Origin of the sequence: Pseudomonas sp. NFPP07, assembly GCF_900115645.1 — a bacterium.
Taxonomy (GTDB): domain Bacteria; phylum Pseudomonadota; class Gammaproteobacteria; order Pseudomonadales; family Pseudomonadaceae; genus Aquipseudomonas; species Aquipseudomonas chlororaphis.
Window position 1 is genome coordinate 284,523 of record NZ_FOXG01000007.1, and the last position, 12,907, is coordinate 297,429.

13 protein-coding genes and 1 riboswitch are annotated in these 12,907 nt (G+C 62.9%); of the genes, 5 read left to right on the forward strand and 8 right to left on the reverse strand.

Annotated features, from left to right (window positions below):
* Nucleotides 1–217: 217 nt before the first annotated feature.
* From BM019_RS19705 to ahcY, 4 genes are all read right to left on the reverse strand, one after another.
* Entirely contained in the window at nt 218–1,033 is an 816-nt protein-coding gene (locus BM019_RS19705) for a substrate-binding periplasmic protein (protein WP_092419454.1), read from the reverse strand.
* A 55-nt stretch (nt 1,034–1,088) separates the two neighbouring features.
* A complete protein-coding gene (locus BM019_RS19710; protein WP_092419457.1) occupies nt 1,089–2,171 on the reverse strand; it encodes a hypothetical protein in 1,083 nt (360 codons plus the stop codon).
* Between the two features lie 82 nt (nt 2,172–2,253).
* Nucleotides 2,254–3,099 (reverse strand): methylenetetrahydrofolate reductase [NAD(P)H], encoded by an 846-nt coding sequence (metF, locus tag BM019_RS19715; protein ID WP_007932530.1) that lies wholly within the window; start codon nt 3,097–3,099, stop codon nt 2,254–2,256.
* A 189-nt stretch (nt 3,100–3,288) separates the two neighbouring features.
* Nucleotides 3,289–4,698 carry an adenosylhomocysteinase gene (gene ahcY / locus BM019_RS19720; RefSeq protein WP_009045993.1) on the reverse strand — a complete coding sequence of 470 codons (1,410 nt, stop codon included), beginning with the start codon at nt 4,696–4,698 and terminating at the stop codon, nt 3,289–3,291.
* A gap of 22 nt (nt 4,699–4,720) precedes the next feature.
* Nucleotides 4,721–4,827: riboswitch (S-adenosyl-L-homocysteine riboswitch) on the reverse strand.
* A 197-nt stretch (nt 4,828–5,024) separates the two neighbouring features.
* Here ahcY and BM019_RS19725 point away from each other — a divergent pair.
* Nucleotides 5,025–5,429, forward strand: coding sequence for an acyl-CoA thioesterase (locus tag BM019_RS19725; RefSeq protein WP_007932525.1), 405 nt, complete (start codon nt 5,025–5,027; stop codon nt 5,427–5,429).
* 100 nt (nt 5,430–5,529) lie between these two features.
* Nucleotides 5,530–6,417 (forward strand): formate/nitrite transporter family protein, encoded by an 888-nt coding sequence (locus BM019_RS19730; protein WP_037005041.1) that lies wholly within the window; start codon nt 5,530–5,532, stop codon nt 6,415–6,417.
* Here the strand turns inward: BM019_RS19730 and BM019_RS19735 are convergent.
* Nucleotides 6,411–7,670, reverse strand: a complete 1,260-nt coding sequence (locus BM019_RS19735) for a cation:proton antiporter (protein ID WP_092419460.1) — start codon at nt 7,668–7,670, stop codon at nt 6,411–6,413. The two genes, BM019_RS19730 and BM019_RS19735, sit on opposite strands and share 7 nt — an antisense overlap.
* A 181-nt stretch (nt 7,671–7,851) precedes the next feature.
* Nucleotides 7,852–9,021, reverse strand: a complete 1,170-nt coding sequence (locus BM019_RS19740; RefSeq protein WP_092419462.1) for an MFS transporter — start codon at nt 9,019–9,021, stop codon at nt 7,852–7,854.
* Between the two features lie 209 nt (nt 9,022–9,230).
* Between BM019_RS19740 and BM019_RS19745 the strand changes: the two genes are divergently transcribed.
* Nucleotides 9,231–10,064, forward strand: a complete 834-nt coding sequence (locus BM019_RS19745; RefSeq protein WP_092419465.1) for an EamA family transporter — start codon at nt 9,231–9,233, stop codon at nt 10,062–10,064.
* A 36-nt stretch (nt 10,065–10,100) separates the two neighbouring features.
* Nucleotides 10,101–10,487, forward strand: coding sequence for an MAPEG family protein (locus BM019_RS19750; RefSeq protein WP_092419468.1), 387 nt, complete (start codon nt 10,101–10,103; stop codon nt 10,485–10,487).
* 146 nt (nt 10,488–10,633) lie between these two features.
* Here BM019_RS19750 and BM019_RS19755 read toward each other — a convergent pair whose 3' ends face one another.
* The gene (locus BM019_RS19755) at nt 10,634–11,809 is read right to left on the reverse strand and encodes a murein transglycosylase A (protein ID WP_092419471.1); all 1,176 of its coding nucleotides are present in this window, start codon (nt 11,807–11,809) and stop codon (nt 10,634–10,636) included.
* A gap of 128 nt (nt 11,810–11,937) precedes the next feature.
* On the opposite strand from BM019_RS19755, the gene BM019_RS19760 reads away from it, so the two are divergent.
* A complete protein-coding gene (locus BM019_RS19760) occupies nt 11,938–12,387 on the forward strand; it encodes a c-type cytochrome (RefSeq protein ID WP_092419474.1) in 450 nt (149 codons plus the stop codon).
* Nucleotides 12,388–12,439: 52 nt separating this feature from the next.
* Here the strand turns inward: BM019_RS19760 and BM019_RS19765 are convergent, their stop codons facing one another.
* Nucleotides 12,440–12,835 carry a DUF1090 domain-containing protein gene (locus BM019_RS19765; RefSeq protein WP_062824362.1) on the reverse strand — a complete coding sequence of 132 codons (396 nt, stop codon included), beginning with the start codon at nt 12,833–12,835 and terminating at the stop codon, nt 12,440–12,442.
* Between the last annotated feature and the right edge of the window lie 72 nt (nt 12,836–12,907).

A 12,907-nucleotide genomic window follows, 5' to 3' on the forward strand; every position in this document is an offset into this window, starting at 1 on the left:
CTGTTTTAGTGAGGGCTTGGCCCAGAGGGATAGTCTTGCCTGGCGCGAATGGCGTTTAAGAGGACGCAATCCCGTCCGGTCCTGCTGGCTCCTGAAGGCTCATCGGCGAGGGCTCGCGCGGGCCTTGTGGCTGCGCTGTAGCGGTATCGAGATGCCTTGAACAGGATCGAGCGTCCGGGCGTGAGCCTGGCGGGAAGGCCGGAGTATAACAGAGCAATCAGCGTGCGCTGCTTTCCTGCTGCTCAACGGTTTTGCGCGGTGTGCCGGGCGGCATTGCGCTTGAGTCGGCGATGGCCGGCGCCGCGCCATAGCGGGCGCTCAGTTCGGCGTAGGCCGGCTCGCGCTTGAAGCGCTTGAGTTCGGCGCCGAAACGCTGCACCAGCAAGTCCATGCCGGCATTGCGCCGCACGGCCAGAAACTGGCTCTGGCGGCTGATGACCACCGGGTTCTCGGTGATCTGCTGGCGAATGTTCAGTTGGTCGAGCAGATGCTGGCCGACCCGCCGATCGGTGATCAGCAGGTCGATGCGGCCGCGCAGCAGCTTGCCGAAGTTGGCTTCGTGGGTCGGTGCCGGTTCGTGCTTGAACAGGGTGGATTCCCTGAAGTCCTGGCTGTACAGGTAGCCGGGGGAGGTGCCCACGGTCAGTCCGCGCAAGTCTTCCAGGGTACGGAACGGAAAGGGCCGGGCGTTGGCATAGAACATCACGAACTCGACGTCCGACAGCGGCTCGCTGGGGTAGAGCAGGCTGCTTTCGCGTTCGTTGCTGTGAAAGATGTCCAGGGCACCGTCGGCCTGGCCTTGTTCGAGCATGGCCAGGCAACGTCTCCAGGGCAGGAACTGCCATTCGACTTCGATCCCCAGACGCTGGAAGACGATCGCCGTGGTTTCGTAATCCAGGCCCTGGGCCTTGCCCTGTTCCTCATAGACATAAGGGGCCCAGGGCTCGGTGACAATGCGCAGCTTCTCGCCATGAGCGGTGAGGCTCAGGCAAGCGCAGATAAAGGCTGTCAGCAGCTGGGCAATGACGGGCATCGCTGGAGATTACGACGACAGGTCGTCCAATGCTAGAGGCCGTCTAGCTCAAGCCTCAGTCAGCCTTTGTCTCGATCAGATGCAGGTAGATGGCCTTGCGCCGCTGGCCCAGTACCAGGCGAATCACCGGGTGGTTGAACCAGCGCTCGAGTTGATGGCTGTTGAGCGGTTTTTTCAGGCGGCCTTCGGCGTTTTCCCGGGCTTTCTCCCACCAGACCGGGGCGCAGGCCTGGTCGAATTCGTTGGTGTGGCGGTAGCAGCCGTAGAGGATTTCGCGCATGAACTGCCGCTGGTGCCCGGGCAGGGCCAGGGTCACGATCTTGTAGGCCAGGCGTTGCAAGGTCGGCGGGAGTGGCAGGGTCGCGGTGACCAGGCGGGTTTCGTCCAGGGCGACGCTGCTGGTGGGCGCTGCGATGTGCTTGTCCAGCCAGGCCTTGATCTTGGCGCGAAACAGCTGCTTGCGGCTCCAGTAGTGGTGGATCAGGTCGGGGCATTCGCGAACCTGTTTGGTGCGATAGGCCGCCACCGACAGGCAGAATTCTTCGAGGGTGTAGGCGCCGTTGGCCAGCGGGTACAGCTCGTCCATCAGGGCGATGGAGCGGTCCAGCACATTGGCGTCCGCGCGGTGCAGGCCGATTACGCCGGAGTTCAGCAGCGGCATCTGCTCGTCGGCGAGTTTTCGTTCCCGCAGCAAGCCGGCCAGGCACTGGTAGAGGCCGGACTCCTTGTTGGCGCCGTAGCACATGCCGAATGCGTTACACAGCAGGGTGCCGGGCTGGATGCGCCGAAACAGCTCCAGCGGCGAGCAGTGGAAAAAGGTATCGGTGTCGATCAGCAACGCCAGTTCGGACTCTTGCAGCACCTGCTGCATCACCACGTGCTTGGCGCGAAAGTGGTAGCCGTGTGGGGCGATCCAGGCCTGGCGGGTGTTTTCGTCCAAGGAGCGCACGCGCACAGGCAGGTCGCGGTAAGGCGCGGGATTGTCGGTGAAGACCTGGATGTCGAGGGCTTCGCCCGGTGTTTCGCGCAGCCCGGCCAGGGCGCTGGCAATACTGAACGCGGCTTCCTGGTGATAGGTCGCGGCGCCGTAAACCAGATAAATCAATTGTGGGCGTGCTGCGGTGCTGCCTGTGGACATCTACGGCGATCCTTCGGATGTATTGGGGGTTAAAAAAAAGGCCCTGGATTTCGCCAAGGCCTTTTCTGATGCTGTCGGGCGGTTAACGCGGCAGCTTCAGGTTGTTCCAGACGGCCAGGCTTGGCTCGGCTTGGTTCAGGGTATAGAAATGCAGCCCTGGCGCACCGCCTTGCAACAAACGCTCACACATTTCGGTGATGACCTGTTCGCCGAACGCCTGAATGCTTTGGCTGTCGTCGCCGTAGGCTTCCAGTTGCTTGCGGATCCAGCGCGGGATTTCCGCGCCGCAGGCGTCGGAGAAACGCGCCAGCTTGCTGTAGTTGGTGATCGGCATGATGCCGGGCACGATCGGGATGTTCACACCCATTTGTTGCACGCGTTCGACGAAGTAGAAATAACTGTCGGCGTTGAAGAAATACTGGGTGATCGCACTGTTGGCGCCGGCGTTGGCCTTGCGCACGAAGTTGTTGAGGTCGTCTTCGAAATTGCGCGCCTGTGGGTGCATTTCCGGATAGGCCGCCACTTCGATGTGGAAGTGATCGCCAGTCTCTTCACGAATGAAGCTCACCAGGTCGTTGGCGTGACGCAACTCGCCGCTGGCCATGCCCATGCCCGAAGGCAGGTCGCCGCGCAGGGCGACGATACGGTTGATGCCGGCGGCCTTGTACTGGGTCAACAGGCCACGCAGGTCGGCCTTGCTGTCACCCACGCAAGACAGGTGCGGTGCGGCGGGGATCTTCACTTCGCTTTCGAGCTGCAGCACGGTGTTCATCGTGCGGTCGCGGGTCGAGCCACCGGCACCGTAGGTGCAGGAGAAGAAATCGGGGTTGTAACTGGCCAGCTGGCGGGCAGTGGCGAGCAGTTTTTCATGCCCAGCATCGGTCTTGGTCGGGAAGAACTCGAAGCTGTAGCGACGGTCTTGGGACATGGAGGAAACCTCCAGCTACAAGCTGCAAGCCACAAGCTGCAAGAGTAGCGGAGGTGCGCTCAGCTCTTGTGCCTGGAACGGGCTGCTTGAAACTGTTTAAGCAAATAGGGACGAAGCCGAAAGCTTCGAGCGGCAAGCGCGGCTTGTGGCCTTTGCTTGCCGCTTGAAGCTCAAGGCTTGCAACTGCTCTTAGTACCGGTAAGCGTGCGGCTTGAACGGGCCTTCGACGGTCACGCCGATGTAGTCAGCCTGCTGCTTGGTCAGTTGGGTGACCACGCCACCGAAGCCGCGGACCATTTCCAGGGCCACTTCTTCGTCGAGTTTCTTGGGCAGTACTTCAACGGTCAGGCGCTCGGCTTTCTGGGCTGGCGACAGGTCGGCGTACTTCTGGCCGAACAGGAAGATCTGCGCCAGAACCTGGTTGGCGAACGAACCGTCCATGATGCGACTTGGGTGACCGGTGGCGTTGCCCAGGTTCACCAGGCGGCCTTCGGCCAGCAGGATCAGGTAGTCGTCGTTCTGGGCGTCGAAAGCGCCTGGGCCGGTGCGGTGAACCTTGTGCACCTGCGGCTTCACTTCTTCCCATGCCCAGTTCTTGCGCATGAAAGCGGTGTCGATTTCGTTGTCGAAGTGACCGATGTTGCAGACAACGGCGCGCTTCTTCAGGGCCTTGAGCATGTTGGCGTCGCAAACATTGACGTTACCGGTGGTGGTCACGATCAGGTCGATCTTGCCCAGCAGGGCCTTGTCGATGCTCGCTTCGGTGCCGGTGTTGATGCCGTCGATGAACGGCGAGACCAGTTCGAAACCGTCCATGCAGGCTTGCATGGCGCAGATCGGGTCGACTTCGGAAACCTTGACGATCATGCCTTCCTGACGCAGGGACTGGGCCGAACCCTTGCCCACGTCACCGTAGCCGATGACCAGCGCCTGCTTGCCGGACAACAGGTGGTCGGTACCGCGCTTGATCGCATCGTTCAGGCTGTGACGGCAGCCGTACTTGTTGTCGTTCTTGCTCTTGGTCACCGAGTCGTTGACGTTGATGGCCGGGATCTTCAGCTCGCCCTTGGCCAGCATGTCCAGCAGGCGGTGCACGCCGGTGGTGGTTTCTTCGGTCACGCCGTGGACGCGATCCAGCACCTGCGGGTACTTCTTGTGCAGCAGCTCGGTCAGGTCGCCGCCGTCGTCGAGGATCATGTTGGCGTCCCAAGGCTTGCCATCCTTGAGGATGGTCTGCTCCAGGCACCACTCGTACTCTTGCTCGGTCTCGCCTTTCCAGGCGAATACCGGGATACCGGCGGCAGCGATGGAGGCAGCGGCCTGGTCCTGGGTCGAGAAGATGTTGCAGGACGACCAGCGTACTTCGGCACCCAGGGCAACCAGGGTTTCGATCAGCACGGCAGTCTGGATGGTCATGTGGATGCAGCCGAGAATCTTCGCGCCCTTGAGCGGTTGTTCAGCGGCGTACTTGCGACGCAGACCCATCAGGGCCGGCATCTCCGATTCGGCGATGATGGTTTCACGACGGCCCCAGGCGGCCAGGGACATGTCGGCGACTTTGTAGTCGGTAAAATCTGCAGGCGTGATGACAGCGCTCATGAAGAGCCTCCATTCGTAAGTATGCGAATGGGCGCCGTTGTGCGTTTAGTGACTGACCGAACCATCACGGCCAGACAACGCCCCATCCGAGCCTGACAGGTCGAACCTGCTGCAGCGCCCCTCGGACAGGTGGCGGGAAAACGGTATCAGGTGATCGTTACCGTTTTGAAACGGAGGCGATTATAGCCGTCTGCCAGCGACTTCCCAAGGATTTCTGTCGGACAATGATCGAACGGTTATCGCGACCATAGTAGAAGCTCAATAGAGCTCTGCGCCGGGGTCTGCCATGATGCCGGCATCAATCGGCAAGACGGTCAGGAGTGAGTATGAATTTCCACACCCGCAAATGGGTAAAACCCGAAGACCTCAACCCCAACGGCACGCTGTTCGGCGGCAGCCTGTTGCGCTGGATCGACGAAGAAGCGGCGATCTACGCCATCGTCCAGCTGGGCAACCAGCGCGTGGTCACCAAGTACATTTCCGAAATCAACTTCGTCAGCGCCTCGCGCCAGGGCGACATCATCGAGCTGGGCATCACCGCCACCGAATTCGGCCGGACCTCGATCACCCTGACCTGTGAAGTGCGCAACAAGATCACCCGCAAGAGCATCCTCACCGTCGAGAAGATGGTCTTCGTCAACCTGGGCGAGGACGGCTTGCCGGCTCCCCACGGCCGTACCGAGATCCGGTACGTGAAGGACCAGTTCAAGGACGACGAGCCGATCGCCTGACCGCTGTGGGCGTGAGTCTGCCTGCTCCTGCATGAGGCCACTGAACGAGCCCTGAACCCCGGATGTCGTACCTGACAGGGTACCCACAGGTTCAGGAGCCATTAACGTGCAGACAGACGGCAAGACCCCGGGCCTTTCTCCCGAAGAGCAGCACGACGTAGACAAGAACCAGCCGCCCCGCGCGGCGGTCTTGCACGAGATCATCCGCACCCAGGGCGACAAGGAGCTGGAGCGCAGCGTCGCTGCGCTCTGGTGGTCGGCCCTGGCCGCCGGCCTGACCATGGGCCTGTCGCTGATGGGCATGGGCCTGCTCGACTCGCGCCTGCCCGACGGCGAAGGGTTCAAGGTGATTGCCAGTTTCGGTTACTGCGCGGGTTTCCTGGCGGTGATCCTGGCGCGCCAGCAACTGTTCACGGAAAACACCCTGACGGCCGTGCTGCCGATCATGAGCAAACCCACCCTGGGCAATTTCGCGCGCCTGTGCCGCTTGTGGGGCGTGGTCCTGGTGGGCAACCTGTGCGGCACGCTGCTGGTGGCCTACGTAATGCTGCACCTGCCGATTTTCGACGCCAGGACCGACCTGGCCTTCCTCGATATCGGGCGCAAGGTCATGGAAAACGATGCCGGACAGATGTTCGCCAAGGGCATCGTCTCCGGCTGGATGATCGCCACCATGGTCTGGATGATCCCGTCCATGGAGAGCGCCAAGATGTGGATCATCATCCTGATCACCTACCTGATGGCCCTGGGGGACTTCACCCATATTGTGGTCGGTTCGGTGGAGGTCTCGTACCTGGTGTTCGCCGGCGAGTTGCCGTGGCGGGATTTCTGGTGGGTGTTCGCCGGGCCGACGCTGGCGGGGAATATCATCGGCGGCAGCTTCATCTTCGCCCTGATCAGCCATGCCCAGGTGCGCAGTGAAAGTGGCCTGCCAAAAACGACTGCGGACCCTGGGCGGGTCCGCGATCGATCAAGAAACGATCAGTGAGCGTCCTGGGTGGCCGCCGGTGCATCCTGGGTGACATGGCGCACCAGTTTGCCGATGGTCAGGCCCTGCAGGAGGATCGACGACAGTACCACGATGTAGGTGATGCTCAGCACCAGGTCGCGCTCCGGGCCCAATGGCAGGGCCAGGGCCAGCGCCACCGAAACCCCGCCGCGCAGGCCGCCCCAGGTCAGCACCCGGATAGTGCCGCGCGGCACGCTGCGCCAGCGGCGTAGCAGGACGATGGCCGGGGCCACGGTGAGCAGGCGCGACAACACGATCGCCACCGCCAGCAGGCTCGCGGCCAGCAGGTGCAGCCAGTTGAACGGCAGCAGCAACAGCTCCATGCCGATCAGGGCGAACAGCAGGGCGTTGAGCATGTCGTCGAGCAGTTCCCAGAAGCCGTCCAGGTAACGCCGGGTCATGTCGTTCATCGCCAGGTTGCGCCCCAGGTTGCCGATGATCAGGCCCGCCACCACCATCGCGATCGGTGCCGAGACGTGCAGTTCGCTGGCCATCGCCGAGCCGCCGATCACCAGGGCCAGGGTCAGCATCACCTCGATCTGGTGTTGCTCGATGCTCTTGATCATCAGGTACACCAGGTAGCCGATCAGCCCGCCGAACACCACGCCGCCGATGGCCTCATGGGCAAACAGCAGGGCGGTGGCGCCGACGGTCGGGGTTTCGCCGAGCTGGGCGATACCCAGCAGCACGGTGAACACCACCACCGCGGTGCCGTCGTTGAACAGCGACTCGCCGACAATGGTGGTTTTCAGCGGCTTCGAGGCGTTGGCGGTACGCAGCACGCCGAGCACCGCGATCGGGTCGGTCGGCGAGATCAGGGCGCCGAACAGCAGGCAATAGAGGAAGCTCACGTGCCAGCCGAACAGACCGAAGATCCAGTAGGCCAGGCTGCCGATGACGAACGTGGCGATCAGCACGCCGACCGTGGCCAGCAGGCCGATGGGCCAGCGATAGCTGCGCAGGTCGTTGAGGTTGACGTGCAAGGCGCCGGCGAACAGCAGGAACGACAGCATCCAGTTCATCAGCAGGTCGCCGAAGTCGATCTGGCCGATCAGCTGTTGCACATGCTCTTCCAGGCCGGGATAGCCGAGGAAGCTCAAGCCTTGCAACAGCAGGGAAAACAGCAGGGCGGTGACCATCACGCCGATGGTCGGCGGCAGGCCGATGAAGCGGAAGTTGACGTAGGTGAGCAGGGTGGTCAGGCAGATGAAGGCGGCAACGAGTTCAAGCATCCGGAGTCCCTTGGATAGAAACGTGAAAAGAAAGCCCGAAAGCCATCGGGCAAGGGTTTGATGGGCCGCTGGCGGCCCGGGGCACACCGACAAGGAAAGTTCAGATTCTTCTGTCGGTGAGCCGGTCGGACAGTGCGCGGTTCTGCAGGCGACCGTGGGTCAGTCGCACGCTCGTCGAGGCTCAGCCGGATACATTGATCGCGGCCGCCTGGCAACGTTGCAGGTGAATGAACAGCAGCGCGGTCAGCACCGTCAGTCCGCCGACCAGTGCGCCGGTCCACGGCAGGTCGGCCAGGTCGGCGCCGCTGGCGACGACCAGCCCGCCGATCCAGGCGCCGGCGGCGTTACCCAGGTTGAAGGCGCTCTGGTTCAGGGTCGAGCCCAGGTTGGGAGCCTCGTGGGCCTGGTCGATGATCAGCAATTGCAGGATCGGGCACAGGGCGAAGGCGAAAATCCCCCACAGCAGCAACGTGATCGCCGCCGGGATCAGCAGGTGGCTGGTCTGGCTGAACGCGGCCAGCACCAGCACCACGGCCAGTGCCATGGCCACCAGCGACGGCAGCAGGCGGCTGTCGGCCAGGCGGCCGCCGAGCATGCTGCCGGCCGTCAGGCCGACGCCGAACAGCAGCAACATGATGGTCACGCCATGGGGGCTGACGCCGGTGACGTCCTGCAGGATCGGCGCGATATAGGTGAAGACGCTGAACAGGCTGGTGGAGGCCAGCACGCTCATGCCCAGGGCCAGCAGCACGTTGGTCTTGCCCAGGACCTTGAACTCGCTGGCCAGGTTGGCCTTGTCCATGGCGATGTGCCGGGGCAGCCAGAACCACTGGGCAATGGCGGCGATCACCCCGATTACCGACACCGCCCAGAAGGTCGAGCGCCAGCCGGCGTATTGCCCCAGCGCCGTGCCCAGCGGCACGCCGAGCACATTGGCCAGGGTCAGGCCGGTGAACATCAGGGCGATCGCCTGGGCGCGTTTGTTCGGCGCCACCAGGCTGGCGGCGACCACCGAGCCAATGCCGAAAAACGCACCGTGGCACAGCGCGGTGATCACCCGCGCGGCCATCAGCGTGGCGTAGTTCGGCGCCAGCGCGCAGAGCACGTTGCCGAGGATGAACATCAGGGTCATGCCCAGCAACGTGGCCTTGCGCGGCATGTTGGCGGTGCCGACGGCGAGGATCGGCGCGCCGAACACCACGCCCAGGGCGTAACCGGTAATCAGCAGGCCGGCATGGGGAATGCTGACGGACAGGTCGCGGGCGACATCGGGCAGCAGGCCCATGATGACGAATTCAGTGGTGCCGATGCCGAAGGCGGCAACAGCCAGTGCGAGCAAGGCGAGTGGCATGCGAGGAATCTCTGTCTGTAGTCTTGACGCCCTGATCAGGCATACGCATGCCGGCTTTGCTCCTCCATCGGATCAGGTCCGGCGGATCGGGCAGCGGCAGGAATTATTGGAGTGGATATGCGCAACTGAGTGCGGCGTGGTCGGCGTCAGTATAGACAGCCGAGGCCCTTAGGTGAATCGATTCTCTTATAGCAAACAGGGAGTGTGAGGTGCTGGCGACAACTCTGGTTCTGGTGGCGGCGCTGCTGCATGCGGCGTGGAATACCCTGATCAAGTTCAGTGGCGAACGGTTATTGGTGGTGGCCTGCATGGACAGCGTCGCCTTGTTGTTCGTGGCATTGATGCTGGGGTTCGTCGAGTGGCCACCGCTGCAGATCTGGCCGTGGATCCTGGCGTCGGCGGTTTTCGAGTTGCTCTACCGCTACCTGCTGATCCAGGCCTATCGGGTCGGCGACCTGGGTCTGGTCTACCCACTGATGCGCGGTCTTTCGCCCCTGGTGGTGCTGGCCCTGACCCTGATCTTCGCGGGCGAGGTGCTCAGCCCCCAGCAGATCCTCGGCATCCTGTTGATCCCTTTCGGCATGCTGTGCCTGCTGTGGCAGGGCGGTGGCGGCGACCGCCTGCCATGGTCGATGTTGCCGGTGGTGGTGCTGATCGGCCTGTGCATCGGTTGCTACACCTTTATCGACGGCCAGGCATTGCGCCGCTGGTCCCATCCGCTGGATTACCTGGTGTGGGTGACGCTGCTCAGCGCCTGGCCCTTTCCGTTGCTGGCGTTGCTGCGCAAGCGTGCGGCCTTCAGCCTGTTCTGGCGCGAACAATGGAGGCTGGGGTTGAGCGTCGGGTTCTGCGTATTGTTCAGCTACGCTCTGGTGCTGTGGGCCATGCAGCTGGGATCGATCGCCGAGGCGGCGGCGCTGCGGGAAATCAGCGTGATCCTGGTGGTGCTGTTCGGCATGCGTTACCTGAAAGAACCTTTCGGCCGACCTCGGCTCTTAGCTTGTGGGCTGGTGCTGATCGGCATGCTGGTGATGAAGTTCTGACCCCGCTCCCCTCATGACTTTAAAAAGGACTCTGCCATGACCGTCGCTTTCTGGTGTGTATTGATCGCCATCTTCCTGCCGTACCTGTGTAACAGCATCGCCAAGTTCAGCGGGGGCGACTTTGGCCTGCGGCAGAACCATGACCCGCGGGCCTACCTCGAAACCCTCGAAGGTTTCGCCCGGCGGGCGCAAGCGGCGCAGCTCAACAGTTTTGAAGTGACCCCGGCCTTTGCCGCGGGGGTGATCGTTGCCCACATCGCCAACGTCGCCGAACTGGTGACCATCGATGTGCTGGCGGTGCTGTTCATCACCAGCCGCCTGCTGTACATCATCTGCTACCTGGCGGACTGGGCGATCCTGCGCTCGCTGGTGTGGCTCGTCGGCATGGCGCTGATTGCCAGCTTCTTTTTCGTTTCGATCTGATCCTGTAGCCGCTGCCGAGCCCGCGAAGCTGCGCTTGGGCGTGCAGCCGGCGCGGTTATCCTGACCCCGCGCATTCTCAGGTTTTGCGCCTGCTACGCAGTCGATCGCAGCCTCGCGGGCTCGGCAGCGGCTACGGGGCTACAGGGTCATTTGCTGTCGGTGACTTGAGGCACTTTCGGCAGCGTGGCGCCCTTGGGCCAGAGCATCCAGATCTGGCCCTGCTGTTTCATGTCTCCCGCCAGTTGCCCGGCCGCGTCGCCGGTGCCCCAGAACAGGTCGGCGCGAACTTCGCCGGCGATCGCGCCACCGGTGTCCTGTGCCGCCACCGGGCGGATCAGGCTGCTGCCATCGGGCCGGGTGGTGGAGAGCCACAACAGGCTGCCCAGGGGGATCACCTTGCGGTCCACCGCCACGCTGTAGCCGGACGTCAGCGGTACGTTCAGCGAGCCGCGCGGGCCTTCGTTGCTGTCCGGGTTGCGGTTGAAGAACACGTAGCTGGGGTTGCTGCCCAGCAGTTCCGGGATGCGATTGGGGTTGGCCTTGGCCCAGGCCGCGATGGTACCCATGGTCACGTCCTCTTTCTTCAGCTCGCCCTGACCCACCAGCCAGCGGCCGATGGGGCGGTACGGGTGGCCGTTCTGGTCGGCATAACCGATGCGCAACTGGCGCCCGTCTTCCAGCTGGATGCGGCCCGAGCCCTGGATCTGCAGGAATTGCAGGTTCATCGGGTCGGTCAGCCAGGCGATCACCGGCGCCTTGACCCCCTTGGTCTCGATGGTCGCGGCATCGTCGTAGGGTTTCAGCACCCGGCCTTCGAGGCGGCCGCGCAGGCGCTTGCCCTTGAGTTCGGGATAAATGCTGTCGAGGGCGACGATGATCATGTCTTCCGGCACGCCATAGACTGGCACTGACGCAGCCTGGGTCTGGGTCAGGCTGCCCGGATAGACCGGCTCGTAGTAGCCGGTGATCAGGCCATTGCTGCTGCCGCTGGCCGAGCGCAGGCCGTAGACGTCCAGGTGCTGCTTGAGGAAGCTGCGGACATCGAGGGCGGTGAGCGGCACATTGGCCGCCGTCGCGCAGGTCGGGCCCCACACCGGGTCGGCTTTCAGCCGGGTACAGGCGCTGCGCCAGGAACCGAAGCCGGCCAGCAGGTCGTCGTCGGACACAGTGGGCAAGGTTTCCCAACTGGCGCTGGTATAGGTGGCGATGGCATGGGGCTGGGGTGGCTTGCCGACTTCGCCGCCATTGCATCCGGCCAGCAGGATCGCGGTCGGCAAGGCCCAGGCCAGGTGTCGACGCCACAGCTTGAAACGGGTGTTCATTGGGTACTTCCTTTGTGGCTTGCCTGGGCGCATGGCAACGTCAGGCAATCCATATTGTTAATAGGGCTATTGGTCTTTGCCGGACAGGCGAGGATACTGGCGGCCGTTTCCCGTGACCCGAAGCCACCATGACGCTTAAAAGACTCTCTGTTGTATTGCTGGCCTGCCTGACGCTGTCCGCCTGCGGCGGTGTCGATCCGAACTCCCCGCTGGGTCAGCGCAAGGCGATCTTCAAACAGATGCTCAAGACCGGTGAAGACCTGGGCGGCATGCTCCGTGGGCGTATCCCGTTCGACGGCCCGCGCTTTACCGAAGGCGCGATCAAGCTGGACAACCTGTCCCACGAACCCTGGAAGCATTTCCCGCAGGTCAAGGAACAGGAGCACACCAGCGCGACTGACGATGTCTGGCAGAAGCAGGCACGTTTCCAGGAACTGGCCCGTACCCTCGAGGAGGCCACCGGTGAACTGGTCATCGCCAGCAAGGTCCAGCCGTACAAGGCCAGCAACCTGGGGCCGGCGGTACAGAAAGTCGAAGATGCCTGCAGCGCCTGCCATAAAGAGTTTCGCGATCACTGATTCTGTCGCCTGAGGTGTCTGCGGCGGGCACATCAGCCGCGGCGGCTCGAACTTACTTGTCCAGTTCGTCGAGGGCTTCCTGCAATTCCTTGCGGGACTCGGCCAGCTTGTCCTTGCGCTTGTTGATCTTTTCGGCGTCGCCTTTTTTCATGGCCTTGTCCAGGTCGGTCTGGCGCCGGCTGACTTCATGCTTGGCGTCCAGCACCTTGTTTTCGCGTTCCTTTTTCAGCGAGGCGTCGGTGCAGTTCGCGGTGGCTTCGCTCAGGGCTTTTTCCAGGCCGGCCTGTTGTTCGCTGTTGCCGTGGGCCTTGGCCTGTTCGAGCTGGGTGCTGATGGCCTGGCGCTTGGCGGCGCAGCCGGTGAGTTCCGGGGCCTGCTCGGCGGCCATCAGGGCTGGGGTTGTCAGGGCGAATGCGGCGAAGAGGGTGAGCGGTGCAAGAAATTTCATAAAGGCTCCATGTGAAAAGATGAATAGCAGGAGTGGGGCGACGGGCTGTTTGAGCCATCTGCGTCCCCGGGG